Below are 25,443 nucleotides of genomic sequence, written 5' to 3' on the forward strand. Positions count from 1 at the left end.
TCCTTCCGGGGGTGGGGGTGGTCGCGGTCATCAGGAGGATGCGCGGATCTGGGTGACGTACTGCTCGACGCGCGCCAGCAGCTCGTGGTCGTACGGCCCCCAGTCCGGTCGGGGGGTGTCGGGGCCGGTATAGGGCAGGTCGCGATAGTGGTCCTGGTACTCGCGAAGGGTGTGCTCGAGCTGGGCGCGCACCTCCGCGTACGCGGGATCGTCGGCCACGTTGCGCAGCTCGGCCGGATCGGCGACGAGGTCGTACAGCTCCCATTCGGGCTCGAACTCGGCCTCCGAGGCACCGGGCACGCCCATGCCGACCCCGTAGTAGTGGATGAGCTTGTGCGTCGCGGTGCGGATGCCGTAGTGCGCGGGAGCGGCGTGGATGGGGTCGTCGTGCTCCCAATAGCGGTAGTAGGCGGCCTCCGGCCAGTCCTCCACCTCTTCGCCGCGCAGCAGCGGGCGGAAGCTGCGACCCTGCGAGGTGGGAAGAGCGGATGCCGCGTCGATCCCGCACACGTCCAGGAAGGTCGCGGCGAAATCGACGTTGGTGACGATGCCCGCGCAGCGGCTCGCGGCCGGGATCTCGGCCGGCCAGCGGATGAGCATCGGCATCTGCAGCGACTCGTCGAACATGAGGCGCTTGTCGAACCAGCCGTGATCGCCGAGGAAGAACCCCTGGTCGGACGTGTAGACGACCATCGTGTTCTCGGCGAGCCCGCGCTCGGCGAGGTGGTCGAGCAGCCTGCCCACGTTGTCGTCGATGGACTGCACGCACTGCAGATAGTCGCGCATGTAGATCTGGTACTTCCAGCGCATGCGCGCTTCGCGGTTCTCGGGGCCGCGAAGGTGCGCCGGCACCTCTTCCTTCAGGTCGTCCGCCCCCATGTCGTCGGCGATCGTCATACGCACGCCCTGCACGGCCTTGCTGCGCGTCGCGTGGTCGTCGAAGAACGTGTCGGGCTCGGGGATCGTGCCGTCCGCGTAGAGGTGGCGGTGCTTCTCGTCCGGAACCCACGGCCGGTGCGGCGCCTTGTGGTGGACCATCATGCAGAACGGTTCATCACCACTCGTGGTGACCTCGTCGATCCAGTCGATCGCGAGGTCCGTGACGATGTCCGTCGCGTAGCCGGGGACCGGCCCGCTGCCGTTCTCGTCGACCATCTCCGGGTCGACGTAGTCGCCCTGGCCGGGGAAGATCTTCCATGCGTCGAACCCGCGCGGCAGCGCGTTGCCGTGCTCGCCGAGATGCCACTTGCCGAACATCGCGGTGCGGTATCCGGCGCCGTGGAGCACATCGATGAACGTCGGCACCCGGTAGTCCATCTCGGTCCAGATCGAGGAGACGCCGTTGATGTGGCTGTAGGTCCCGGTCAGGATCGTGGCCCGCGACGGGCTGCAGATGGAGTTCGTGCAGTACACGGCATCCATGCGCACCCCCTCCTGTGCCAGTCGGTCCAGGTGCGGCGTCGCGTTGACCGTGCTGCCGTAGGCCGAGATCGCATGGGCGGCGTGGTCGTCCGACATCACGAAGACGATGTTCGGGCGACTCATCGTGCGGCAGCCTCCGCGGAGAGGATCGCGCGGCGGGCGGCGCGGCGCTCCTCCTGCTTGTCGGGATCGGGGACGGGCGCGGCCATGAACAGACGCTGCGTGTACGGATGCTGCGGACGCGAGGTGACCTGGTCGCCGTCGCCGGACTCCACGATCTCGCCGCGGTACATGACGGCCACCCGGTGGCTGACGTGGCGGACCACGGCCAGGTCGTGCGTCACGAACAGGTAGGCGACGCCCGTCCGCTCCTGGATCTCGATGAACAGATCCAGGACGCGCGCCTGCGTGGACAGGTCCAGTGCGGAGACCGGCTCATCGCACACGATCAGCCGCGGGCTCAGCGCGAGGGCGCGGGCGATGGCGACGCGCTGGCGCTGGCCGCCGGAGAACTCGCGGGGAAGGCGACTGCGCGCATCGGCGGGAAGGCCCACCTGGTCGAGCAGATCGCGTACGCGCGTCTTCGCCTCGGCAGATCCGACACCGGCGACGGTGAGGGGCTCGGTGAGGATCTGCTCGACGGTCATCGACGGGTTCAGCGAGGAGTACGGGTCCTGGAACACCACCTGGATCTGCGAGCTGAGCGCACGGCGCTCGCGCCGGCTCAGGTGCGAGATGTCCTGGTCGTCGAAGCGGATCGTTCCGGCGGTGACGGGAGCCAGGCCCAGTGCGGCGCGCCCGAGTGTCGTCTTTCCCGAGCCGGATTCGCCGACCAGGCCCACCGTCTCGCCCGGCTTGATGTCGAGTGAGACGCCCTTCAGCGCGCGGAAGGGCTCGGCCCGGAACCCCTTGCCCGGGTACTCGACGACGAGGTCGGTGACCTCCAGCAGTGACGCGCTCATGCTCCGGCTCCGTTCGTGGCAGGGGTGAGGGGCCCGCGGGCCGGACCCTCGTCGAGGATCGCGTCGAGCAGCGTCTTCGTGTAGGGGTGTCGCGCATCGTTGAAGATGGCGCGCACGGGGCCTTGCTCGACGAAGAGCCCGTTCTGCATGACCGTCACGCGGTCGCACAGGTCGGCGACGACGCCGAAGTTGTGCGTCACGAGCAGCATCGCCATGTTGCGTTCCGCCTGCAGATCGCGCAGCAGATCCAGCACCTCGGCCTGCACCGTCACGTCCAGAGCCGTGGTCGGCTCGTCCGCGATGATCAGGTCGGGGTCGGTCGAGACGGCGCCGGCGATGAGCACCCGCTGCGCCATGCCACCGGAGACCTCGAACGGGTACGCGTCGAACGTGCGCTTCGGCTGCGGGATGCCCACGCGCTCGAGCAGACCGAGCGCGCGCTCACGCGCCTCCGCCTTGGACAGGCCCAGGTTCTTGCGCAGGGGCTCGACCAGCTGGCTGCCGATCGTGAAGGACGGATCGAGGTTGCTCATCGGCTCCTGAGGGATGTAGCCGATGCGCTTGCCGCGGACACCCGCGTAGACGCGCTCCGACGCATCGGCCAGCTCGGTGCCTTCGTAGACGATCGAGCCGGAGGTGACGCTGCCGCCGCGCGGGAGCAGCCCGAGCACGGCGAAGGCGGTCTGGGTCTTGCCCGAACCCGACTCTCCGATCAGGCCGTGCACCTCGCCGCGGCGGATGTCGAGCGAGACGCCGTGGACGACCTCGATGTGCGAGCCGTCGGGCTGGTCGTAGCCCACGTGCAGGTCGCGCACCTGCAGGATGGCGTCGCTCGCCTTGCTGCGCGTGTCTTCGGGGTGGACGATCACCTCGATGTTCTCGATCACGGGCGGCTCGTCGAGGTCGACCAGGTCGCCGCCGCCGGTGCGCACCGATGTGGTGACCGCCGCGATCGATCCGGTCGCGGTCGTCACCGCGCGCCGGCGCTTGCGGCGGACGGTGACGGTGCGCTCCAGTTCGTCGCGCATGACGTTGGCGAGCAGGGTCAGGGCGATGCAGGTGAGTGCGATGGCCAGCGAGGGCCACAGCATGAGCATCGGCTGCTTGTAGATGCTCTTGAAACCGTCGTTGAGCATGGCGCCCCACGTCGGCACCGACGAGTCGCCGAGACCCAGGAACTCGAGGCCCGACTGGATCGCGATCGCGATGCCGGCGATGATCGCCGACTGGATGATGATGGGCGCGCGCACGACCGACAGCACGTGCCGACCGATGATGCGGGCGTCGCTGAGGCCCGAGACCCGCGCGGCATCCACGTAGAGTTCCGCGCGCACGGCGGTGACCGAGGCGAAGACGAGCCGGAAGGAGCCGGGGGAGAGCAGGATGCCGAAGATGAACATCGACAGCCAGACGGACGGACCCAGGGCGGCACGTGCCGCGAGCAGCACCACCATCGCCGGCAGGGCCATGTTCAGCTCTGTCACCCACGTGGCGACCGTGTTGAACCAGCCCTGGTAGTAGCCGGCGATCAGACCCGACACGACGCCGAGCACCAGCGCGGTCACCAGCGCCACGAGAGCGGCGGCGATGCTCGTCTGGGTGGCCAGCAGCAGACGCGAGAAGACGTCGCGCCCGGCGCTGTCGGTGCCCAGCAGGTGGTCGGCGCCGGGAGGGGCGAGGATCGCGCGGATGTCGGCGTAGTTCGGATCCTGCGGAGCGATGAAGGGGCCGATGATCGCGATCAGGATGACCAGCGCGAGAAAGCCCAGCGAGACCAGGCCGAGGGGGCGGCGCACGAGCCGGCGCATCAGCGAGACGCGCACCGGCGCGACGGGGACGGAGTTGGGAACGTCGACAGCGGTCATGACAGACGCACCTTCGGGTTGAGAGCGGCCTGAGCCAGATCGATCAGGAGGTTGACGATGACCACGATGATCGCGAAGACGATCACGAGGCCCATGACGGCGGGGATGTCGCCCTGCGTCGTCGCCTTGACGGTGAGCTGACCCATGCCGGGGATGGCGAAGACCTGCTCGACGATGACGGCGCCGCCCAGCAGGCCGATGAACTGCACGGCGAGCACGGCCAGTGCCGGGCCGCCGGCGTTTCGCAGCACGTGCTTGTAGACGACGGAGGCACTGGACAGGCCGCGCGAGCGGAGCGTGCGGACGTAGTCGCGCGACATCGCGTCGATGACGGAGCCTCGCACCTGCTGGGCGACCGTGGCGATCGCGCCGAGGGAGAGCGCGACGATCGGCAGGGTCACCGAGGCGACCCACCCGCCGAACGAGGTCGTGAGCGGCACGAAGCCGGTGGCCTTGAACCAGTGCAGTTCGATCGCGAACACGAGCACGAGGCCCAGGGCGATGAGGAAGCCGGGAATGGCGAAGCCGATGAGAGAGAGGAACTGCACGAGTCCGTCGATCCAGCCCCCGCGGCGCGCGGCCAGCACGCCCAGGACGACCGACAGGATGGCCGAGACCAGCGTCGCGCCGATCACGATCGAGAGGGTCACTCCGACGCGTCCGGAGACGCTGACGCTGACGAGCTCTCCGCTGAACCAGCTGCGGCCGAGGTTTCCCGTCAGCGCCGATGTCAGCCAGTCCCAGTACTGCACGAGGAGCGGGCGGTTCAGCCCGAGCTCCTCGGTCTTCTTGGCGACCGTCTCGGCGGTCGCGGTCTCGCCCAGGATACGGCGGGCGATGTCGCCACCGGCGGCGTAGAGCAGCACGTAGGCGAGGAAGGAGATGACGGCGACGAGGACGACGCCCGAGGCGATCCGCCTGAGGATGAAGCTGAGCATGGCTCTCTCCGGGTTCGAGCGGCGCTGTCCGCCTGCGGGTGCGCAGGCGGACAGCGCAGCGGGTCAGTTCTTCGGCGCGAAGCTGAAGATCGACGGGTAGGCGTTCGTCGGCCAGAAGTCGACGGTCGTGTTGGCGTCGGTGGCGAACGAGCCCTGAACGCGGAAGAACGGAGCGAACCAGGCCTGGTCGACCAGGTACTTGTTCAGGTCCTTGAGCGCCTGTGTGGCCTCGTCCGTGCTGCCGAACTGGATCGTCTTGATGAAGGCGTCGATCTTGGGGTCTTCGGCCTTGAACGGGTTGAAGGTCGCGCCCGGAGCGATCATGAAGTTGATCAGCTGCCAGTCGGGGTCCTGCTGCAGCGCCATCCAGGTGGCGGGGAACTTCGGGGTCAGCATGTCGCTGATGAAGTTGCCCGTGCCGCTTTCCGTGTACTGCACCGTGATGCCGATGTCCTGCAGCTGCTGCTTGATCAGGTCGAACGACGTCTGGAAGGCGGGCACCGACGGCATGTTGATGGTCAGGCCGCTCGCGTAGCCCGCGTCGGCGAGGAGCTTCTTGGCGCCGGCCGGGTCGTACGCGTAGGTGCTGTCCAGGGCCGGGTCGTAGGCGACCGAGGACTTCGGGAAGACCTGCTCGGTGACGGTGCCGAATCCGCTCTGGAGGGACTTCAGCAGCGCCTCGCGGTCGAAGGCCATGTTGATCGCCTGGCGGACGCGAACATCGCCGAGCGCCGGGTTCATCGTGCCGGCGCGGTCGAGCAGCAGTAGGCCCTGGAAGTCGAGTTCGTTGGACGCGATCGACCAGCCCGAGCCCTCGACCTCGCTGATCGTGGTGTTGTCCGCGACCTTCGCGCCGTTCGCCTCGCCGGCCTTGATGGCGTTGAGGATGGCGGTCGTGTCGTCGATGACGTTGACGGTCAGGTTGTCGTACTTGACGGCATCCTTGTTCCAGTAGTCGGGGTTCGCCTTGTACACGTAGGTCGTGCCGGTCACGGTCGCCGAGGTGTCCAGGATGTACGGGCCGGAGCCGACGGGGCGCGTGGCGACGTCGGAGTCGGAGAACGACGACGGCGCGGCGACGAGGCCCTGGGCGAGCGAGAGCGAGTTGAGCAGAGCCGGGTTCGGCGCCGGCAGCGTGATGGTGACGGTGTGGTCGTCGGTGGCCGCGTACTGGTTGCCCTTCATAGTGCCCGCCTGCGGTGAGGTGCCGTCGCGGAAGCGCTCCATGCTGGCGACGACGGCCTTCGCGTCGACGGGGGTGCCGTCGGTGAACTTCGCGTCGGTGCGCAGCGTCAGGGTGAGGACGGTCTTGTCGTCGTTGTACGACCACTCGGTCGCCAGGTTGGGCTGGAGCTCACCCTTGGAGTCCTGTCGCAGGAGGGTGTCGAACACTGCCTCGAAGTACTCGCTGCGGTTGCCCCACTCGGCGCCCGCGCCGATGTCGTAGCTCGTGGGTGCGGCGATGGAGATGAGTGTGAGGCGGTCTGCGCGTGCGCCGCCTGAGCCGCTCTCGCCTCCGGACTCGCCGCCACCGGCGCAGCCGGTGAGTGCGAGTGCCGCGACGACCGCGAGGGCTGCTGTGGCCTTCCAACGGAACATCTTTGGTCCCTTTCTCGGGTGGGCGATACCCCTGCGGATCGCTCTGTCGGGGGACGCTAGCAGGAAATCCGAGTGCGCACTAGGTTTTTGGATCAAATATCGAGTGATCGCTAGGTTTTTGTTATGAGAGCGTGCACACTGGGGGCATCGGCGCCGACTCGCGGCGACCGGGATAGGGCACGATGGTCACGATGACCGACACGAACACACCGCGGCGCAGCCAGCGCGGCGAGTACGCGAAGAGCGAGGTGACGCGCGGAGCGATCCTCGACGCCGCGCTGGAGGTCTTCGCTCAAGGCGGGTACCGCGCCGGATCGCTGCGAGAGATCGCTCAGCGCGTCGGGATGAGCGAAGCGGGACTGCTGCATCACTTCAAGAGCAAGAGCACCCTGCTGCTGGCCGTGCTCGACCATCGCGACGAGCAGTCGCGTCAGATCGTGAACTTCGACGACGCCGACGGCGTCGAGACGTTGCGCGCGCTCGTGAAGCTCGCGCGGTACAACGCGTCGATCCCGGGTGTCATCGAGCTGTTCTGCACGCTGTCGGCCGAGGCGACGTCGCCGTCCCACCCGGCGCACGAGTACTTCCTGCGCCGTTACGAGTACGTGCGCGAGAGCATCACGGCGGCGTTCCGGAGGATTGCGGCAGAGGGGCGACTGATCCGCGAGATCGATCCGTATCGCGCGGCCGTCGCGACCACGGCGATGATGGACGGTCTCCAGGTGCAGTGGCTGCTGGATCCGACCTCCACCGACATGGCCGATGCCCTGGCAGAGTTCTTCCGGGGCTACGTGCGCGGGTACGACCTCGACGCGCTCGAGCAGTTGCTCGACGCGCGCGCCGCCGGATCGTTCCCGAGCGGCGAGGGCGCCGGCTCGGTACCCACGTCGTGAAGCGGGTTCCCTTCCACGTCGGCTGGACGGTCGGACCGAAGCTCGGCGCCTTCGAGAGTCGTGAGGGCGCCGCTGCTGCCGTGCCGGTCACCATCCCGCACGACGCGCTGCGCGACCTGCCGCGTTCCGCCGAGAACGACGGCGGTGTGCATTCCGGCTACATCCCGGGTGGGGTCTTCGTCTACGAACGCTCCTTCGAGGTGCCGGACGACTGGCGCGAGCGGAGTGTGCTGATCGAGTTCGAGGGCGTGTACCGCGACGCCGTCGTGTTCATCAACGGAGACTTCGCCGCGCATCAGCCCGACGGCTACGCGGCCTTCGTCGTCGCCGCGGACGCGTTCCTGCGCTTCGGCGAGACCAACACGGTCACCGTCGAGGCGCGCGCCCACCGCGACAGCCGGTGGTACACGGGCGCCGGCATCTACCGGCCCGTGCATCTCATCGTGGCCGATCCGGTGCACCTGGCTCTCGACGGCACGACGGTGACGACCCCCGACATCGACGACGAACGAGCGATGGTCGAGGTCGCGACCATCGTGGAGAACCTCACGCGTCACACGCGCACGCTGCGGGTGCACTGGCATCTCGCGGATCCGTCGGGAGCCGTCATCGTGCAGGCGAACGCGCCGGTGACCGTGCTGCCCGGTGAGCAGGCGGTGGCACGGGCGCGCCTGTTCGTCGCGCGTCCCGAGCTGTGGTCGCCCGATCATCCCGCCCAGCACGAGGTGCGCATCAGCCTGGAAGACGCCGACGGCACGGTCGTCGACACGGATGCGGTGCGATTCGGCATCCGCCGCCTGCAGGTGGACGCGCGCCACGGGCTTCGCATCAACGGTGTGGGGGTGGATCTGCGCGGAGCATCCGTGCACCACGACAACGGCGCTCTCGGGGCGATCACCCATCCCGATGCCGAGGATCGGCGGGTGCGGCTGCTGAAGGACGCCGGATTCAATGCGATCCGCAGTGCACACAACCCGGCCTCGCGCGCCCTGCTCGACGCGTGCGATCGACACGGGATGCTCGTCATGGATGAGCTCAGCGACGTGTGGACTCATGCCAAGACCGGGTTCGACGCGTCCGTCGGGTTCGCGTCGCGCTGGCAGGCAGCAGTGGCGGCCCTCGTGGCGAAGGACCGCAACCGTCCGAGCGTGATCTTGTACTCGATCGGCAACGAGATCCTCGAGCTGGCGACGCCGCAGGGGGCCACCTGGAGCCGGCGCATCGCGGAGGAGTTCCGGCGGCTCGACCCGACGCGCTACATCACGAACGGCATCAACGGAGTCATCGCCAACATGCAGCGACTGCCCGAGATCCTCGGCGAGATCGCAGCGACCGACCCGAACACGATGATGGCCGGGCTCGGCGCCCAGATGGCCGCCGCGAACGCGTCGGAGCTCATCACGCGTTCGACGGAGGAGTCGGCGGCGGTGCTCGACGTGGTGGGCTTCAACTACGGCGATGCCCGATACGAGATGGATGCGGAGCTGTTCCCGGGGCGGGTCATCGTGGGGTCGGAGACATTCCCCGATCGGATCGCCGACCTGTGGGATCAGGTGCGCAGGCTTCCGCACGTCATCGGGGACTTCACCTGGACGGGATGGGACTACGTCGGCGAGGCCGGCATCGGTCGCGTCGAGTACACGGACGTCGACGACTACCGATCGACCGGGACCGCAGGCCCCTTCCCGTGGTTGCTGGCGCGGTGCGGCGACATCGACCTCACGGGTCGGCGAACGCCCGCCTCGTACTACCGTCAGATCGCGTTCGGTCTTCGCAGCGATCCGGCGATCGCCGTGCATCGCCCCGCACATCACGGGCGGCCGGTCGAGAAGACGCCGTGGTCGTGGGACGACGTGGTCTCGTCGTGGTCGTGGGGTGTCGAGCCGGGCTCGCCGGTGACGGTGGACGTGTACGCGGATGCCGAGGAGGTCGAGCTGCGCCTCATCGACGCGACCGGCGAGGTCGTGGTCGGTCGCGCGCCGGTGGGCGACCCGCGGCCGCTCATCGCTCGATTCGAAACGCGGTATCGGCCGGGCCGGCTTCTCGCGATCGCACGCCGGGGCGGGGCGGAGATCGGGCGGACCGAGCTGGCGAGCGCGGGCTCGCCGGCGCTGCGTGTCCGCGCCGAAGACCTCACCATCGCGGCCGACGGGGGCCTCGCGCACGTCGTCATCGAGCTGGCGGACGCGGACGGCATCGTCGCGTGCGATGGCGACACGGAGGTCACGGTCACGGTGGCCGGCGCCGGCGAACTCGCCGCGCTCGGTTCGAGCCGAGGCCGGACGACCGAGTCCTTCGCGGGACCCTCGCGTCTGACCCACGACGGGCGTGCGCTCGCCGTGGTGCGTGCCACCGGCGGCGGGGAGATCATCGTCACCGTCGATGCGCCGGGGTACAGCCCCGCCGCGGTGCGGGTCGTTGCGCAAGCGCCGGCTGCTCGGACGTCCTGACAGCGCTGCCGCAACGAGCCGCCGTGCTACCGCCGCGTCGGGTCCGGGAGGGAGATGGGCGTGGTTCCCGCCACCTCGTCGCTGAACTCCTCCGGCGTCACGATGGACAGGGGCCGTGTCTCGTCCAGCGACAGCGCGAAGCGGCGCGACTCGTGGCGATGCAGCCGGCCTGACCACAGCAGCCATCCGAAGCCGACGGCGAAGGCGACGAACGCCGCGGCGGCTCCGAGCAGAATGGCGGCGCGGGCACCGTACTCCGCGGCCACCCAGCCCACGATGGGCGCGCCGATCGGCGTTCCGCCCATGAGGATCGCCATGTACAGGGCGAGCACGCGCCCGCGCAGCGCGGGATCGGTCGTCGTCTGCACGTAGCCGTTCGCCGTCGTGAGCGTCGTGACGACCGAGAATCCGGTGAACATCAGGGTGATGGCGTACAACCAGTAGTCCGGCATGAATGCCGAGACCGTTCCGACGACCGCGAACATGCCGGTGCCCACGATCACGAGACGCATCCGTGCGCGATCGCGCCGAGCGGCGAGCAGGGCCCCGGCGAGCGAGCCGATGGCGAGGATCGAGCTCAGCAGCCCGTAGCCGTCGGCATCCCGTCCGAACTCCAGGGCCATCGTGGAGGCGAAGATCGGGAAGTTCATGCCGAACGCGCCGAGCAGGAACACCATCACGAACGTCACCATGAGGTCGGGGCGACTGCCGACATAGCGGAAGCCGTCGGCCAGACGCGATGCTCCGGGCGCCGTGATGCGCGGCACGAGTTCCTCGGAGCGGATCAGCCGCAGAGCCACGATCATCGCGAGGAACGTCACCGCGTTGACCAGGAACACCCAGCCGGTGCCGACCGCGACGATCACGACGCCGGCGGCGGCGGGCCCGATCATCCGAGCGCCGTTGAAGGATGCCGCGTTCAGCGCCACCGCGTTCGAGGCGTTCTCGCGGTCGACGAGGTCGGACACGAACGCCTGGCGCGTCGGGTTGTCGAACGCCGCCACGAGACCCAGCGCGAAGGCGAAGACGTACATGAGGGGAAGCGTCATGACGCCGGTGAGGATCAGGATGCCGATGGTAGCGCCGAGCACCAGCAGCGAGCTCTGGGTCACCATCAGCAGCCGTCGCCGCTCGAACTTGTCGGCGACCCAGCCGGTCACGCTCACCAGCAGCAGGGGAGGAGCGAACTGCAACGCCATGGTGACGCCCATCGCACCCGCGTCGTTGTGCGTGAGCTGCGTGAGGACGACCCAGCTGAGAGCCGTGGCCTGCATCCACGCGCCGATGTTGGACACCAGGGCGCCGATGAACCAGACGCGGTAGTTGAAGACGGAGAACGAGCGGAACATCGCATTCGACGCGCGGGTGGGCGAGCTCATCGGGCGGCCACCTCCCGCATCAGCTCAGCCGCCGAGCGCAGCAGCTCGCGCTGCGCCGGCGTCAATGCGGCCAGGGCGTCTTCGAGCCAGGAGTCGCGCCGGCGGACGGTCTCGTCGACCACCGCGCGGCCCGAGTCCGTCAGCGCGATGTTGACCTTGCGGCGGTCGTCGGTGTCGGTCGTGCGGGTGAGATACCCGGACTCTTCGAGGCAGTTCACCGTACGGTTCATCGACGGCGCCGACACGCGCTCCCGGTCGGCGAGTTCGCCGAGGGTGTGCTGCCCGTGCACCGACAGCGCGGCGAGCACCGCGAACTGTGCGTCGCTCATGGTGTCGACGGCCCGCTGGGAGCGAAGTCGTCGTGCCAGGCGAAAGGTCGCCATGCGCAGTTCGGCGGCGGGTGTGGACAGGTCGGGTGCGGCGGTGGCGGGCGTCTCGGTGCTCATGCTGATACTTAGCATAGCTCATTAGTCATGCTAAGTATCGGGGATGCGGCTGTCGCCGCCGGTCCTCAGCTCTGCACGGACGGCCGCGCCGCGTCGGTCTCGTCGCGCCGCCGCTCGCGGCCCAGCGGAATCGTCGCGAGCAGTCCCACCACGAGGAAGCCTCCGGCGGTGAACGCCGACAGCCGTGTCGCGTCGGAGAACGCCGCCTTCGCGTCGGCGGCGATCGGCGCGGTCGCCGGGTTCGCAGCGAGGCCGGCGATGGCCCCGCCCGAGCTGTCGACCACCGCCGACACGATCTGATCGCGCTCCTGTGCCGGCAGTCCGCGATCGTCGAGGGATGAGGACAGGATGCCGGCGGTGCCGGTGAACAGCACGGTGCCGAGGATCGCGATGCCCAGCGCCGATCCGACCTGACGGGCCGTCGACTGCGTCCCCGACCCCTGTCCGGACAGCTCGACCGGCACGTCCTGCAGGATGACCCCCGTCAGCTGCGCCGTCGCGAGGCCCACGCCGAAGCCGTAGACGAACAGGGCGGGCAGCAGCCAGAGCCAGGCCGACTGCGTCCCGGCATCCCAGCCGACGACCAGCCCCGCTGCGACCACGCCCACGATCTCGGCGACGAGGCCGGCGCGGACGATGAGCACGGCGCTGATCTTGCCGCTGGATGCGCCCGCGAACCCGCTGGCCACGAACGAGCCCGCGGCCAGCGCGATGAGGATGAGGCCGGTCTGCAGGGCGTCGAAGCCGAGCACGAACTGCAGCCAGAGCGGCAGGGACAGGATGATTCCGAATTCGCCGAGTGCGACGACGAGGGCGGCGATGTTGCCGCTGCGGAAGGTCGCGATGGAGAAGAGGCGGGGATCGAGCAGGGTCGGACGTCCTCGATGTGCCTGGCGCCGCGACCACGTCACGAAGCCCACGGCCGCGAGCAGCGCCATCGCGAAGGCCACCGGCACGGGCGAGACGGAGAACGGCCAGCTCCAGCCGCCGATGGTGAGGGGGTCGTTGACCTCCCACCATCCGAGGGTGCGGCCTTCGATCAGGCCGAAGACGAGGGCGCCGAAGAGGATGACAGACAGGACGGCGCCGATCGCGTCGATCGTGGGAGCGTTCTTGGCGCGCGACTCGCCCACCGCCCACAGCACTCCGATCGCGATGATGACACCGAGCGGGATGTTGATGCCGAAAGCCCAGCGCCACGAGAACGAGGTGGTCAGCCAGCCGCCGAGCAGGGGGCCGACGGCCGCCATGCCGCCGATCGTCGATCCCCAGACGGCGAAGGCGATGCCGCGCTCGCGACCCTGGAAGGTCGCGTTCAGCAGCGACAGCGTGCTCGGCAGCATCATGGCACCGCCCACGCCCTGGATGAGACGCGCGAGGATCAGCAGGTCGCCTGTCGGCGCGAACGAGGCCAGCACCGATGCGCCCGCGAACAGGGCGACGCCGATCAGCAGCAGCCGTCGCCGTCCGATGCGGTCGGCCAACGACCCGAACAGCAGCAGCAGGGAGGCGAAGACGAGGGTGTATGCCTCCTGCACCCACTGCACCTGGGTGGAGGTGATGCCCAGGTCGTCCACGATCGCCGGAATCGCGACGTTGACGATGGTCGAGTCGACGATGATGAGCGCGACCGCGAGGCTGATGAAGACCAGACCGATCCAGCGGCGTGACGTGACGTCCTTCATGAATGGCTAGCTTATCTAGCAATATCCGGAATGCCAACCACCGGTCCTAGACTCGGGCCATGACAGCAGTGCGGCGCGAGGAACGTTCCTTCATCGATCCTCACGGCATCCGCATCGTCTACGACCTCTACGAGCCCGACGGCGACGCCCCGCCCGTGCGCGGCGCCGTGCAGATCCTCCACGGGGTCGGGGAGCACGCCGGCCGCTACACGCACGTCGCCGAGGCTCTCACAGCCGCAGGATTCCTCGTCTACGCCGACGATCACCGCGGACACGGGCGCACCGGCCTGGAGCAGCACGGCGGTGATGCGAGCCGGCTCGGTCGACTCGGCCCCGGTGGGCTGAGGGCGGCCGTCGCGGCCTGCGCACAGCTGAGCGGCATCATCCGCGCCGACCACCCCGAGCTGCCCCTCATCCTCATCGGGCATTCGTGGGGCTCGTTCCTCGCGCAGATGCTGCTCGACCGGCATCCGCGGGACTACGACGCGCTCGTCCTCACCGGCTCGGCGCTGCGCTGGCCGGGATCCCTGAACTCGGGTGACCTCAACGCGCCGTGGGCGGGGCCCGAAGCGATGGGATCGGAGTGGCTGTCCTCCGACCTCTCGGTCGGCCGCGCATTCCTCGACGACCCGCTGACCACCTCGGAACCGCTGGCGAAGCTTTTCGGGCCGCTGGACACGCTGCGGCTGATCGGCAAGCCCGCGAAGAACCTTCCCCGCGACGTTCCCGTGCTGCTGATCATCGGCCGCGACGACACCGTCGGCGGTCCGCGCAGCATCCACCGTCTCGCCGCGGCGTACCGGCGGCGCTCCGGCCTCACCGACGTCACGACGCTCATCTACCCCGACATCCGGCACGAGGTGTTCAACGACGTGACACGTGACGAGGTGATCGCCGACCTGATCGCATGGATCGACCGGCACCTCCCGCCCTCGGGATAACGCCGCGCAGCGATCTTCGTGCGCGGCGACGCGTGGGGGAAACGGATGATTTCCGCATCGCGTGCGGTCTCCCCGTTTCGCGGCGCGCGCTCCCGTGTCAAGATTCCGGCAGAATCCGGCGTGAGCGCCGGTCAGTGCGGAGGAATGCGCGCGATGGCGAGGAGCACGGACCGCGACCGTGAGCAGGCTCGGGTCGCTCTGGATGCGACGCTCGTGAGCGTCTTCTCCGGCGACGCCGCGGATCATCTGTCCCGCCTGCAGGGCATGCTCGACACCGTGGGCGCCGACCCCGATGCGGCCGAGTCGCGAACCCGGCTCGCCGTCGCTGCCGCGATGGCCGCGGTCATCGCCTGTCGGTTCGACGTCGCCGCGGACTATGCCGCGCGCGCGACCGATGCGGCCGTCGGCCTGTCGGCGGAGCTGACGCGCATGGTGGGCGCCGTCGTGCTGATGACCGACGCAATGGCGGGGACGGCGAATGCGTCTCGACGGGGGATCACGCTGCCCGCGCTCCTTCCCGGCGACTCCGGTCCGCGCCGCACGAGCGTGCGTGCCCGCCGCGATGACCTGCTGACGCGTTATCTCCTCGCCGAAGCCGCGCTCAGCGTCGCCGAATTCGACGTCGCCGAGCAGCTGATCGAGGGTGCCGGGCTCGCGCCGGGGCAGGTGAGCGCCCCTACAAGCGACGGCGAACCCGATGCGGCGGGCGCGCCGCCGGCGCGCATCGACGGCGCCGCGCTGACCCTCCAGCTTCTGCGAGCGCGGCTCAGCGCGTTCCGGGGGCGCGCCGCCCAGGCTCGGGTCATCGGCGAGGGTTTCGCCGCGGCGGGCGTCGCGGTACCGGAGCGCGCCTTCCTGGTGATCGACGCGATCGCCGCGTACGGTCACGCCCAGGCTGGCGATCGGCGCGCTTTCGAGCGCGCCGCCGCGGAGGTGCTCGCCCGTGCGCGCGACGACGCGAACTATCTGAGCGTCGGCTCCTGCCTCTACGTCGGTTGGGGCATGCGCACGCTCGGCCAGCTCCAGGCCTCCGCCGCGCTGCTCACCGCGATCGGCGGTCCCGGCCTCGCGCGCTGCAAGCTGTGGGATCGTGCCTTCGCGTCCGAGATCATCATCACCGCCGCTGCTCAGCGCGGTGATCTCTTGCGCGCAGAGGAGTTGCTCGCCGAGGCGACAGCCCTCAGTTCGCACCTCGTCGCAGCCTCCGCGGTCACCCGTGCGCGCGGAGCGATCGCGGCGATGCGCGGACGGCTCGAGGAGGCGAGAGCCCACGCCGTCGCGTCGGTCCATCTCGACGAAGCGGTGGGTTCCGACATCGAGGCTCTGCGCGGGCGGCACCTGCACGCGAGTCTCGATCCCGACACCCGCCGCGCTGCCGCAGCCTTGCGCCGCATCGCGTCCGAGGCCGATCGGTTGGGGATCGAGTCGGTGAGGGCGCTCGCGGCCCGCGACTGGCGGCGCCTGTCGGCGAACGATCCCTCGATCGTCGGGGACATCAGCGTTCTCAGCTCACGGGAGCGCGAGATCGCGGCGCTGATGGCGGAAGGGCACAGCAACCCCGCGATCGCGAGGTTGCGATTTCTGTCGCTGGGCACGGTGAAGTCCCACGCCGCCGAGGTGCTGGCCGTCCTGGGGTTGCGCTCGCGGGTCCACCTCGCTGCCCTGCTCGCGCCGGTCGGCGACGAGGATGCCGCGGCGCATCTCAGCCCGCGCCAGGCGCAGGTCGCACGGCTGATCGCGGCCGGATTGCGCAATGCCGAGATCGCCAGCCGGCTCGGGCTCAGCGAGCGTACCGTCGAGAAGCACGTGTCCGCCGTGCTGGACCGTCTGGATGTGACCTCACGCGCCGCCGTCGCGGCGCGTGTACCGCACGAGGCGGCGTCGCGTGAGAAGGACGCCGCCTCCGGCGAGCAGCATCACTCCGACGCCGAGGACGGGGCCGTTCACCGCACCGCCGCTGTCGGCGAGCCGGTGTGAGTCGCTCTCACCGTTCGCGGGCGCGGGCGCGGCCGCGGCCGGTGCGGCGCCGACGGCGATGGTCCACGTGGTCGTCGCCGCCGCCCCGTCGGACGATGACGCCGTGATCGTGTAGGCCGTCGCGGGGCTCTCGAGGCTCGGTGTGCCCGAGACCGAGCCGGTTGCCGGATCGAGCGTCAGACCGGCCGGCAGGGCCGGCGTCGCGGCGTAGGTCACCGGCAGGTCGAACCCGGATGCCGTGAGCATCGCGGAGAACATCGCGCCGACGGTCGCATTCGCCGCGGGAGCCGTCACCGCGGGGTCCGCGAGCATGGCGATGCCTCCCGGCACGTGCGCGTCGGCGACCCACACGCGCGCGCCGGACGGCGAGACGGCGATCGCCGCTGCGCTCGTCTCGTCGATGGCGAACGACGTCTCTGCGGTGCCGGTGACCGGGTCGACGACGGTGACGGTGTTCGCGCCGACCACGTAGAGCGCGGATCCGTCGGGGCTGTACGCGACCCGCGTCGCGGGCACGGCGGACACCGTTGCGCTGACGCTGCCGAAGCCGGGCGAGGTGGGATCGACGTCCACGAGGAAGACCAGCCCGTCGATGGGGGAGGTGACCGCGGCCTGCGCGCCGTCGGGAGACAGCGCGACGTCGTACGCGCCGGAGCTTGACGGCAGGGTGATCGCCGTCGTCGGCCCGGTGAGGGCGAACGGGCCGTCGAACAGGTACAGAACGCCCACTGCGCCGGCCGTGCCTGCGAGCAGGATCAGGTTGTCGTTGCCGTTTCCCGCTCCGACGGCGACGCGGCCGAGCGTCGATGGCGTCGCGGTCCCGAGGGGGATCGGGCTGATGGTGCCCGCCCCGACGTTGACGCGGTAGATCGCGCTCGGGCTCACCGCGCTCGGCACGACCACGATGCTCGGCCCGTTCGCAACCGCCGCCAGCGCCCCGAAACCGGTGCCGGGAAGTGCGCTGACCGCGTCGACGCTGCCGTCGCCGTGGACGAGCGAAACCCAACCGTCGTCGGTGACCACGTAGGCGCCGGTGTCGTCGGGAGCTGTGGCGAGATCCGTCGGCACGCCGAGCCATGCCGGCGGCGACGAGGTCGCTCCCGTCATCGCGTTGGTCGCGGTGTCGATCAGGCCGACGGCATCCGACCCGTCGACGACGAACGCCACGCCGCCCGATGTCGACAGCGTCATCGCCGTCACCCCTCCCGCGGCGCCGCTCACGGACGCGACGACTCGCACCGCGGACGAGCTCGCCGCCGCCGGGGCCCCGCCGAGGGTCACGGCCACACCCATCGAGAACAGGGCGGCGCTCACGGCGGCGAGCGGCGCGACGGCGCGCCGTGTCGGGTGCGTGACGGGAGAGAGGGCGGGGCGGACCGAGAGAGGGGGCACCCCGTCATCATCGGGTGGAGCGTGCGGCGCGTATATGGGTGGACGGAGTGATTCCGGCGTGCGCCGCAGGGCTGTCCCGACCTCGTACGCTGGAGTCATGCACGGGGAGTACAAGGTTCCGGGCGGCAAGCTCGTGGTCGTCGACCTCGAGGTCGACAACGGACGCATCGCCGATTTCCACCTCGCGGGGGACTTCTTCCTCGAGCCCGACGACGCGCTGGCCGACATCGATGCCGCCGTCACCGGGCTTCCCGTGGAGACGGATGCCGCGGGGATCGCGGCCGCCGTCCGCGGGGCGCTGCCCGACGGCGCTCAGCTTCTCGGGTTCACGCCCGAATCCGTGGGCACGGCCGTGCGCCGCGCGCTCGTGACCGCCCCCGGCTGGCGCGATTTCCCGTGGGAGGTCGTGCACGAGAAGGCGGTCTCGCCGGCGATGAACCTCGCGCTCGACGAGGTGCTCACGACGCGGGTCGGCGACGGGCGACGCAAGCCGACCCTGCGCATCTGGGAGTGGAACGAGTCGGCCGTCGTGATCGGCTCCTTCCAGTCGTACCGCAACGAGGTCGACCCCGACGGTGCGGCGCGGCACGGCTTCGACGTCGTGCGGCGCATCTCGGGCGGCGGCGCCATGCTGATGGCGGCCGGTTCGATCGTCACCTACTCGCTCTATGTGCCCGCATCGCTCGTCGCCGGTCTCACCTTCGCCGACTCCTATGCGTTCCTCGACGACTGGGCCCTGCAGGCCCTGCGCTCGCTCGGAGTGGATGCCGTGTACCAGCCGCTCAACGACATCGCCTCGCCGGCCGGCAAGATCGGCGGTGCCGCGCAGAAGCGGCTCGCCAACGGCGGTGTGCTGCATCACGCGACACTCTCCTACGACATGGACGGTCAGGTGATGACCGAGGTGCTGCGGATCGGGCGCGAGAAGCTGAGCGACAAGGGCACCGTGTCTGCGGCCAAACGCGTCGACCCGCTGCGGAGTCAGACGGGACTGCCCCGCGAGGCGATCATCGAACGATTCGTGCAGACGTTCTCCACGCTCTACGGCGCCGAACCCGGTCATATCACCGAGGAGGAATATGCCGAGGCCGCGACCCTCGTCGAGGAGAAGTTCTCCACCGACGCGTGGCTGCACCGCGTTCCGTGACGGACGCATCGGCACCCGGCGCCGTCGATCCTGCCGGCGCCGTCGAGATCCATCACGGTGACAACCTCGCGGTCGCGCATGCTCTGCCGGATGCCGCGTTCACCCTGATCTATCTCGACCCACCGTTCAACACGGGGCGGCTGCAAGGCAAGGCGATCGAGTCCGCGGACCGCAGCGGCGTGCGCGGCGAGGTCAAGACCGGCTTCCGGGGCACGAGCTATGCACGCCTGCGTGGTGATCTCCGCCGCTACGACGACCGCTTCGACGACTACTGGGAGTTCCTCGAACCGCGCCTGCGCGAGGCGTGGCGACTGCTCGCCGACGACGGCACGCTCTACGTGCATCTCGACTATCGCGAAGCCCATTATGCGAAGGTGCTGCTGGACGCGCTCTTCGGGCGGGAGTGCTTCCTCAACGAGCTGATCTGGGCCTACGACTACGGCGCCAAGAGCCGCCGCCGGTGGCCCACGAAGCACGACACGATACTGGTCTACGTGAAGGACCCACGCGGGTACTGGTTCGACTCGGATGCCGTCGACCGAGAGCCCTACATGGCCCCCGGGCTCGTCACGGCCGAGAAGGCGGCCCGGGGCAAACTCCCGACCGACGTGTGGTGGCACACGATCGTGCCGACCAGCGGCCGCGAGAAGACGGGCTACCCCACGCAGAAGCCCGAAGGCATCCTTCGTCGGATCGTCCAGGCGTCCAGCCGACCCGGCGATCGCGTGCTCGATCTGTTCGCCGGCAGCGGCACCACGGGGGCGGTGTGCAGCACACTGGGGCGCGACGCCGTGCTCGTCGACGACAACCCCGAGGCCATCGCGGTGATGCGCCGGCGCATGCCGCATGCGCGCATCGTGGCGGCCGAGCCGCGACCGCCCGTGCCGTGATCGACCCGGCCCCGATCGGGCCGTGCCATGATCGGACCGTGAAGAGCGATCCCGAGATCCTGATCACCGCCGGACGTGTGCGCGGTCGCTGGCGGACGGCGGCGGACGGGAGCCGTTCGGCCGCGTTCCTCGGCATCCCGTTCGCGGAGCCGCCGGTGGGAGAGCGGCGCTTCGGCGCGCCGGTGCGCGTCGCGGCGTGGGAGGGCACGCGGGACGCGGGCGCGTTCGGCGCCACGGCGCAACGCGGTGACCCCGGGATCACCCTCATCCCCGAGCCCAGCATTCCCGGGGACGGCACGCTGAACGTCAACGTCTTCACCCCCGACCCGGGAGCCGCCGGGCTTCCGGTGCTCGTGTGGATCCACGGGGGAGGCTTCTTCTCCGGCTCGCCCGCCAGCCCCTGGTACGACGGCCGTGCCTTCGCGCGTGACGGTGCGGTGACCGTCACCGTCTCGTACCGGCTCGGCGTGGACGGTTTCGGCCACATCGACGGCGCGCCGTCCAACCGCGGCGTCCGCGACTGGCTCGCGGCGCTGGAGTGGGTACAGGAGAACATCGCCGCCTTCGGGGGCGATCCGGCCCGCGTGACGATCGCCGGCCAGTCGGCCGGAGGCGGTGCGGTGCTGACCCTCCTCGGGATGCCGTCGGCACAACACCTGTTCCACCGGGTGTGGTCGCTGTCTGCCGCTCTCGGCGACGTGGAGCCCGAGCGCGCTCGGGCTCTCACCGCCGCGATCGCCGCCGCAGCCGGGGTCTCCGCCGACCGCGACGGGTTCGCGTCGATCCCCGAGGAACGCCTGCTCGCGCTGCAGAAGCAGGCGACCGCGATCGATCCGAAGGCGGCGGCGCAGATGCTCGCTGTCGGGCTCGCCCTCGGTCCCGAGATCGACGGCGAGCTGCTGCCGCGCGCGACCGGCGCGTCGTTCGCGGCCAGCGTGGGAGCGGACAAGCCGCTCGTGCTGGGCACGACCGACGACGAGTTCACGATGATCTTCGCGCGCGCGGCCCGGGCGATGCGCTGGGTGCCCAGAAGCATCGTCCTCGGTCGTCTCGGGCTGGAACGACGACGGCGCCGCGCCTACCTCGCGGCCAACCGCGACGTCGCCGCGCACGGGACGGCCCGCGTCGCCGGTCGCTATCTCACCGACCGCATGTTCCGAGAGAAGAACGTGCAGCTCGCGGATGCGCGCGGTGCGGCGCCCACCTGGATGTACCGATTCTCGTGGCCGTCGGGGCGCTTCGGATTCGCGGAGCACTGCCTCGACGTGCCCTTCTTCTTCGACTGTCTGGATGCCGAGGGCATCGCCCCGCTGGCGGGCGATGCGCCGCCCCCGCAGCTCGCCGACGCGGTGCACGCCGACGCGGTCGCATTCGTCGCCGGCGGCGATCCCGGATGGACCCGGTGGAGTGCGGCGCAGGCGGCGCGGATCTACGACGTGCCGGTCTCGGAGCGGGTCGGCGCCTACGCCTCGGTGGCGCCCCTGCGCTGAGCACCCGAGACGGCGTCCTCGCCGGCGCGCACGCCGATGACCGCTCGGTTCGCGGCGGCCATGGCGGCGGCGCGGCCGGCCGAGCGCGCCGCGACGAAATCGTAGAAGGTGAGCGCGAGTCGCAGGGGGCCGAGCTCGAGCGGGCGGAAGTCGCGGGTGCGGCGAAGACGCGCCCACAGGTGCGGATCGAGCTCGCGCAGGTAGCCGCGGGCGCGGTGGGCGTGCGCCGTGTTCGAGGCGATGCGGATGGTGCGGGCCTCCCGCAGCCACGGCAGGCTGAACGACAGGTTCTCCCGTGTGCTCTCGGCCGCCGACTCGATGGCGACGGCATCCGGCGGCACGCCCAGACGAACAGTCGCGTGACGCGCCATCACCACCGCCTCCGGTTCGGTTCCGCGTACGGTGCCGCCGGAGAAGACGAAGAGTGCGTCGGGCGGTGCCGAGCGCACCGCGATGCGCGTCCGCCATGCCTGCAGGGCGTTCAGTCGACCGTCCGCCCGCGAGCGGAAGCCGAGCACGAGCACGACGTCGCGCCCGCCGGCGGGGCCGGCGGTGGGGGCCGCGGGGTAGTCCGCGCGCGAGGTACGCCACGCCTGCACCTCACCGAACGCGATGATCGCCCCACCCGCCGCGGCGACCCACGGCATCCACCCGAGGAGCCTCACACGCGGAGGAAGGCGAGCAGCGCCTCGTTCACCTCGGCGCCGTGGGTGCGCAGCAGGCCGTGCGGCGCGCCGTCGATCTCGACGTAGGTGAGATCCGTGCCCTCCGGGATCAGATCCTTGAAGCGCCGCGCCGTCTTGTCGATCGGGAGGATGTTGTCGGCGGTGCCGTGCAGGATCAGCGTCGGGACGGTGATGGCCGGGATATCGCCCCGGAAGTCCGTCGGCCACGTCAGGGGAGCGGCGGCGATCGCGGCGTTGCCGGCCTGGTTCGCGACCTGGACGGAGGCGTCGACGGCTTCGTGCGAGATCCGCCGGCCGAGAAGGTCGTCGAGGTTGTAGAAGTCGCGGAAGAAGCCCGTGAGGAACGCGGCGCGATCGGCGGCGACTGCCGCCGCGGTGTCGTCGAAGTACGCCTGGTCGCCGGCGCCGTCGGGATTGTCGTCGGTGATCAGCAGGAACGGCTCGAGCGACCCCAGGAACGCCGCCTTCGCGACGCGCTCCGTGCCGTAGCGGGAGAGGTAGCGGGCGATCTCGCCGGTTCCCATCGAGAAGCCCACGAGGACGACATCATCGAGATCGAGGTCTTCGATGAGCGCGTGCAGATCGGCGGCGAAGGTGTCGTAGTCGGAACCCGAAGCCGTCTTGCTCGAGAGTCCGAAGCCTCGGCGGTCGTAGGAGATCACGCGGTATCCGGCATCGCGCAGGGCGCGCTGCTGCAGGTCCCATGACTCGCCGTTCAGCGGGAAGCCGTGGATCAGCACGACCGGCTGAGCCTCTGACGGACCGTGATCGGTGTAGAAGATGTCGATATCGGTCGAGTTCTCGGTCCCGACGGTGATGTAGGCCACGACTGCTCCTTCCGGGATGCCGCGGATCGACCTCCCGCCCTCGACGCTACCCGTCCCGGCGCGCGCCGTCCGAGGGATGCACGGTGAACACGTGCGCAGCGCCGAAGCCCGCGGCTTCGAATGCCGCGCCGACGCGGGCGGTCGCCTCCTCGACCAGGGTGCGATCGATGAGCGCGATCGCGGCGCCGCCGAAGCCGCCGCCGGTCATGCGGGCGCCGACGGCTCCTGCCGCCCGTGCGGTCTCCACGGCGAGATCGAGTTCGGGTGTCGAGATCTCGAAGTCGTCGCGCATCGACACGTGCGACGCGTCGAGCAGCGCGCCGATGGCCCGAGGTCCCTCCGCGCGCAGCAGACGCACGGCGTCGAGGACCCGCTGGTCCTCCGTGACGACGTGGCGCACACGCCGGAAGGTGACGTCATCCATCAGCGCGCGAGCGCGGTCGAGGTCGGCCGGCACGAGATCGCGCAGGGCGGCGACCCCCATGATCTGCGCGCCGCGTTCACAGGCTTCGCGCCGCTCGCCGTAGCCACCGGTGGAGTGCGCGTGGCTCACGCGGGTGTCGATGACGAGCACCTCCAGCCCTGCGTCGGCGAATCCGAGCGGCACGACATCGACCTCCAGCGAGCGGCAGTCGAGGAAGATGCCGGCATCGGCGCGTCCGAGCATCGAGGCCATCTGGTCCATGATCCCGGTGGGCGCGCCTACGGCCAGGTTCTCGGCGCGGCGACCGGCCTGAGCGAGATCCACCGGCGAAAGGGAGAGCTGCCACACGTCGTTGAGGGCCGATGCCGTGGCACCTTCGATCGCCGCCGACGACGACAGCCCCGCGCCGACGGGCACGTCGGAGGCCAGAGCGATGTCGACGCCCGTCAGCGCGTCGGCGTCGCGGCCGGCGGCGCGTGCGGCATCCCGCAGCGCCCACGCCACCCCGAGCGGGTAGCGCGCCCACTCGACGATCTCGTCGCGATGGTCGGGGAAGAGGGCGTCGAGGTCGGCCAGCGCGACCTCGACCGGCACCGGATCGAAGGTCGATACGACGCGGATGCGGCCGTCGTCGCGCGTACCCAGCGCCGCGATCGTGCGGCCGTCGATCGCGAAGGGGAACACGAAGCCGTCGTTGTAATCGGTGTGCTCCCCGATGAGGTTCACCCGTCCCGGAGCCGACCAGTAGCCCACGGGCGCTGCGCCGGTGAGCTCGCCGAACAGGTCGTGCGCATCGGTGCGCGGTGTGGCCGTGGTCGTCACAGCTGGACTCCTTCGATGGCGGATCGCAGCCGGTCGGCCGCGGTCTCGGGGGGGACGTCGCCGATCCAGGCGCCCATGGCGGCTTCGGATCCGGCGAGGAACTTGAGCTTGTCGGCCGCGCGGCGCGGGCTCGTGATCTGCAGGTTCAGGCGCACCGTGTCGCGGCCCACGTGCACCGGGGCCTGATGCCACGCGGCGATGTAGGGCGTGGGGTCGCCGTACAGGGCATCGATGCCGCGCAGCAGGCGCAGATAGATCGGCGCGAGCTCGTCGCGTTCGGCGTCGTCGAGGGCGGCGAAGTCGGGCACGTGGCGGTGGGGAAGCAGGTGCACCTCGAGCGGCCAGCGGGCGGCGAACGGCACGAACGCGGTCCAGTGCTCGCCCCGCAGCAGCACGCGGGGGCCTGCCTGCTCGAACGCGAGGATACGAGCGAAGAGGTCCGGTGCCGTCCGGTCGATCGCGTCGAGGAGTCGGGTCGTGCGCGGGGTGATGTACGGATACGAGTAGATCTGACCGTGCGGGTGCTGCAGCGTGACGCCGATCGCCTCGCCGCGGTTCTCGAACGGGAACACCTGCTGCACGCCGGGCAGCGCCGACAGCGCCGCCGTGCGGTCGGCCCAGGCCTCGATCACCGTGCGTGCGCGTGTCGGTGTCTGCGTGCCGAACGAGCCGCTGCGCTCCGGTGAGAAGCAGACGACTTCGCAGCGGCCGACGCTCGTGCGGGTGCGCCCGAGGCCCAGGTGTGCGAGGTCGTCGAGTCCGCGCGGAGGGTCGGATGCCGCGGGGGCGTCTCCGGTGGCCTCCGCCAGAGCCGGGCCGAAGGAGGGGGAGCGGTTCTCGAAGACGGCGACGTCGTACTGAGAGGGGATCTCGGAGGGGTTGGTCGGCGTCTGCGGCGCGAGCGGGTCGAGTTCCGCCGGGGGCAGGAAGGCGCGGTTCTGCCGAGCTGCGGCGACGGAGATCCAGTCTCCGGTGAGGATGTCCTGGCGCATCGTCGCTGTCGCCGGACGAGGGTCGAGGCTGCGCGCATCGACGGCTCGGTCGGCTCCGAGCGTCGTGTCGGGGTCGTCGAAGTAGATGAGATCGCGCCCGTCGGCCAGCCGTGTGGGGCGCTTCACCACGCCCGCGCCCAGGGACACCGCGGGCAGGGGCAGCGGCTGAGGGGTCGCGGCAGCGAGGTGAGGAGGCGGCTCCGGCATGTTCACGAT

19 protein-coding genes and 1 pseudogene are annotated in these 25,443 nt (G+C 70.2%); 7 read left to right on the top strand and 13 right to left on the bottom strand.

Annotated elements, in window-relative coordinates:
• Window positions 1-30: 30 nt before the first annotated feature.
• From ACT53O_RS13685 to ACT53O_RS13705, 5 genes are all read right to left on the bottom strand, one after another.
• Window positions 31-1,545 carry a sulfatase family protein gene (locus tag ACT53O_RS13685; protein ID WP_476153015.1) on the bottom strand — a complete coding sequence of 505 codons (1,515 nt, stop codon included), beginning with the start codon at window positions 1,543-1,545 and terminating at the stop codon, window positions 31-33.
• The gene (locus ACT53O_RS13690; RefSeq protein ID WP_476153017.1) at window positions 1,542-2,384 is read right to left on the bottom strand and encodes an ATP-binding cassette domain-containing protein; all 843 of its coding nucleotides are present in this window, start codon (window positions 2,382-2,384) and stop codon (window positions 1,542-1,544) included. The genes ACT53O_RS13685 and ACT53O_RS13690 overlap by 4 nt, the downstream gene beginning before the upstream one ends.
• Complete coding sequence (locus ACT53O_RS13695; RefSeq protein ID WP_036316085.1) at window positions 2,381-4,249, bottom strand: dipeptide/oligopeptide/nickel ABC transporter permease/ATP-binding protein; 1,869 nt, start codon at window positions 4,247-4,249, stop codon at window positions 2,381-2,383. Before ACT53O_RS13695 ends, ACT53O_RS13690 begins: the two co-directional genes overlap by 4 nt.
• Window positions 4,246-5,187: an ABC transporter permease gene (locus ACT53O_RS13700; protein WP_036316087.1), complete on the bottom strand. Its 942-nt coding sequence runs from the start codon at window positions 5,185-5,187 to the stop codon at window positions 4,246-4,248. Before ACT53O_RS13700 ends, ACT53O_RS13695 begins: the two co-directional genes overlap by 4 nt.
• Before the next feature lie 63 nt (window positions 5,188-5,250).
• Window positions 5,251-6,786 carry an ABC transporter substrate-binding protein gene (locus tag ACT53O_RS13705; protein WP_476153020.1) on the bottom strand — a complete coding sequence of 512 codons (1,536 nt, stop codon included), beginning with the start codon at window positions 6,784-6,786 and terminating at the stop codon, window positions 5,251-5,253.
• Between the two features lie 191 nt (window positions 6,787-6,977).
• Here ACT53O_RS13705 and ACT53O_RS13710 point away from each other — a divergent pair, with 191 nt between their 5' ends.
• Both ACT53O_RS13710 and ACT53O_RS13715 read left to right on the top strand, forming a co-directional pair.
• Window positions 6,978-7,679, top strand: a complete 702-nt coding sequence (locus ACT53O_RS13710) for a TetR/AcrR family transcriptional regulator (protein ID WP_051039444.1) — start codon at window positions 6,978-6,980, stop codon at window positions 7,677-7,679.
• Entirely contained in the window at window positions 7,676-10,129 is a 2,454-nt protein-coding gene (locus ACT53O_RS13715) for a glycoside hydrolase family 2 TIM barrel-domain containing protein (RefSeq protein WP_476153022.1), read from the top strand. The genes ACT53O_RS13710 and ACT53O_RS13715 overlap by 4 nt, the downstream gene beginning before the upstream one ends.
• A 26-nt stretch (window positions 10,130-10,155) precedes the next feature.
• Here the strand turns inward: ACT53O_RS13715 and ACT53O_RS13720 are convergent, their stop codons facing one another.
• From ACT53O_RS13720 to ACT53O_RS13730, 3 genes are all read right to left on the bottom strand, one after another.
• Complete coding sequence (locus ACT53O_RS13720) at window positions 10,156-11,508, bottom strand: MFS transporter (RefSeq protein WP_039414863.1); 1,353 nt, start codon at window positions 11,506-11,508, stop codon at window positions 10,156-10,158.
• Window positions 11,505-11,954, bottom strand: a complete 450-nt coding sequence (locus ACT53O_RS13725; RefSeq protein WP_433719285.1) for a MarR family winged helix-turn-helix transcriptional regulator — start codon at window positions 11,952-11,954, stop codon at window positions 11,505-11,507. Before ACT53O_RS13725 ends, ACT53O_RS13720 begins: the two co-directional genes overlap by 4 nt.
• Before the next feature lie 65 nt (window positions 11,955-12,019).
• A complete protein-coding gene (locus ACT53O_RS13730) occupies window positions 12,020-13,639 on the bottom strand; it encodes a DHA2 family efflux MFS transporter permease subunit (RefSeq protein ID WP_476153025.1) in 1,620 nt (539 codons plus the stop codon).
• Between the two features lie 59 nt (window positions 13,640-13,698).
• On the opposite strand from ACT53O_RS13730, the gene ACT53O_RS13735 reads away from it, so the two are divergent.
• Together ACT53O_RS13735 and ACT53O_RS13740 are read left to right on the top strand one after the other, a co-directional pair.
• The gene (locus ACT53O_RS13735) at window positions 13,699-14,580 is read left to right on the top strand and encodes an alpha/beta hydrolase (RefSeq protein WP_295776563.1); all 882 of its coding nucleotides are present in this window, start codon (window positions 13,699-13,701) and stop codon (window positions 14,578-14,580) included.
• A gap of 153 nt (window positions 14,581-14,733) precedes the next feature.
• Window positions 14,734-16,557, top strand: coding sequence for a LuxR C-terminal-related transcriptional regulator (locus tag ACT53O_RS13740; RefSeq protein WP_476153027.1), 1,824 nt, complete (start codon window positions 14,734-14,736; stop codon window positions 16,555-16,557).
• A gap of 63 nt (window positions 16,558-16,620) precedes the next feature.
• Here the strand turns inward: ACT53O_RS13740 and ACT53O_RS13745 are convergent.
• A pseudogene (locus ACT53O_RS13745) lies at window positions 16,621-18,117 on the bottom strand (putative Ig domain-containing protein); the annotation flags it as partial.
• On the opposite strand from ACT53O_RS13745, the gene ACT53O_RS13750 reads away from it, so the two are divergent.
• Genes ACT53O_RS13750 through ACT53O_RS13760 form a run of 3 tightly spaced genes read left to right on the top strand, consistent with a single transcriptional unit; the run spans window position 18,047 to window position 21,476 of the window.
• Complete coding sequence (locus ACT53O_RS13750) at window positions 18,047-19,096, top strand: lipoate--protein ligase family protein (protein ID WP_039414944.1); 1,050 nt, start codon at window positions 18,047-18,049, stop codon at window positions 19,094-19,096. The pseudogene ACT53O_RS13745 and the gene ACT53O_RS13750 sit on opposite strands and share 71 nt — an antisense overlap.
• On the top strand, window positions 19,093-19,986 hold the full coding sequence (locus ACT53O_RS13755) for a DNA-methyltransferase (RefSeq protein WP_476153029.1): 894 nt from the start codon (window positions 19,093-19,095) through the stop codon (window positions 19,984-19,986). The genes ACT53O_RS13750 and ACT53O_RS13755 overlap by 4 nt, the downstream gene beginning before the upstream one ends.
• A 38-nt stretch (window positions 19,987-20,024) precedes the next feature.
• Window positions 20,025-21,476 carry a carboxylesterase/lipase family protein gene (locus tag ACT53O_RS13760; protein ID WP_476153031.1) on the top strand — a complete coding sequence of 484 codons (1,452 nt, stop codon included), beginning with the start codon at window positions 20,025-20,027 and terminating at the stop codon, window positions 21,474-21,476.
• Here ACT53O_RS13760 and ACT53O_RS13765 read toward each other — a convergent pair.
• The 4 genes from ACT53O_RS13765 to galT are packed head-to-tail and all read right to left on the bottom strand — an operon-like array spanning window position 21,449 to window position 25,434.
• Window positions 21,449-22,123 carry a YdcF family protein gene (locus ACT53O_RS13765; protein ID WP_295776555.1) on the bottom strand — a complete coding sequence of 225 codons (675 nt, stop codon included), beginning with the start codon at window positions 22,121-22,123 and terminating at the stop codon, window positions 21,449-21,451. The two genes, ACT53O_RS13760 and ACT53O_RS13765, sit on opposite strands and share 28 nt — an antisense overlap.
• 14 nt (window positions 22,124-22,137) lie before the next feature.
• Window positions 22,138-22,989 carry an alpha/beta fold hydrolase gene (locus ACT53O_RS13770; RefSeq protein ID WP_476153034.1) on the bottom strand — a complete coding sequence of 284 codons (852 nt, stop codon included), beginning with the start codon at window positions 22,987-22,989 and terminating at the stop codon, window positions 22,138-22,140.
• Between the two features lie 46 nt (window positions 22,990-23,035).
• On the bottom strand, window positions 23,036-24,235 hold the full coding sequence (gene galK / locus ACT53O_RS13775) for a galactokinase (RefSeq protein WP_294945859.1): 1,200 nt from the start codon (window positions 24,233-24,235) through the stop codon (window positions 23,036-23,038).
• Window positions 24,232-25,434 carry a galactose-1-phosphate uridylyltransferase gene (galT, locus tag ACT53O_RS13780; protein WP_294945917.1) on the bottom strand — a complete coding sequence of 401 codons (1,203 nt, stop codon included), beginning with the start codon at window positions 25,432-25,434 and terminating at the stop codon, window positions 24,232-24,234. The genes galK and galT overlap by 4 nt, the downstream gene beginning before the upstream one ends.
• Window positions 25,435-25,443 lie beyond the last annotated feature (9 nt).

This window comes from Microbacterium sp. DMC48 (assembly GCF_056313825.1).

Coding starts and splice junctions, on each gene's coding strand:
- ACT53O_RS13695 (WP_036316085.1), bottom strand. CDS start 4,249: ATGACCGCTGTCGACGTTCCCAACTCCGTCCCCGTCGCGCCGGTGCGC.
- ACT53O_RS13685 (WP_476153015.1), bottom strand. CDS start 1,545: ATGAGTCGCCCGAACATCGTCTTCGTGATGTCGGACGACCACGCCGCC.
- ACT53O_RS13765 (WP_295776555.1), bottom strand. CDS start 22,123: ATGCCGTGGGTCGCCGCGGCGGGTGGGGCGATCATCGCGTTCGGTGAG.
- ACT53O_RS13735 (WP_295776563.1), top strand. CDS start 13,699: ATGACAGCAGTGCGGCGCGAGGAACGTTCCTTCATCGATCCTCACGGC.
- ACT53O_RS13690 (WP_476153017.1), bottom strand. CDS start 2,384: ATGAGCGCGTCACTGCTGGAGGTCACCGACCTCGTCGTCGAGTACCCG.
- ACT53O_RS13725 (WP_433719285.1), bottom strand. CDS start 11,954: ATGAGCACCGAGACGCCCGCCACCGCCGCACCCGACCTGTCCACACCC.
- ACT53O_RS13730 (WP_476153025.1), bottom strand. CDS start 13,639: ATGAAGGACGTCACGTCACGCCGCTGGATCGGTCTGGTCTTCATCAGC.
- ACT53O_RS13700 (WP_036316087.1), bottom strand. CDS start 5,187: ATGCTCAGCTTCATCCTCAGGCGGATCGCCTCGGGCGTCGTCCTCGTC.
- ACT53O_RS13705 (WP_476153020.1), bottom strand. CDS start 6,786: ATGTTCCGTTGGAAGGCCACAGCAGCCCTCGCGGTCGTCGCGGCACTC.
- ACT53O_RS13710 (WP_051039444.1), top strand. CDS start 6,978: ATGACCGACACGAACACACCGCGGCGCAGCCAGCGCGGCGAGTACGCG.
- ACT53O_RS13720 (WP_039414863.1), bottom strand. CDS start 11,508: ATGAGCTCGCCCACCCGCGCGTCGAATGCGATGTTCCGCTCGTTCTCC.
- galT (WP_294945917.1), bottom strand. CDS start 25,434: ATGCCGGAGCCGCCTCCTCACCTCGCTGCCGCGACCCCTCAGCCGCTG.
- ACT53O_RS13740 (WP_476153027.1), top strand. CDS start 14,734: ATGGCGAGGAGCACGGACCGCGACCGTGAGCAGGCTCGGGTCGCTCTG.
- ACT53O_RS13750 (WP_039414944.1), top strand. CDS start 18,047: ATGCACGGGGAGTACAAGGTTCCGGGCGGCAAGCTCGTGGTCGTCGAC.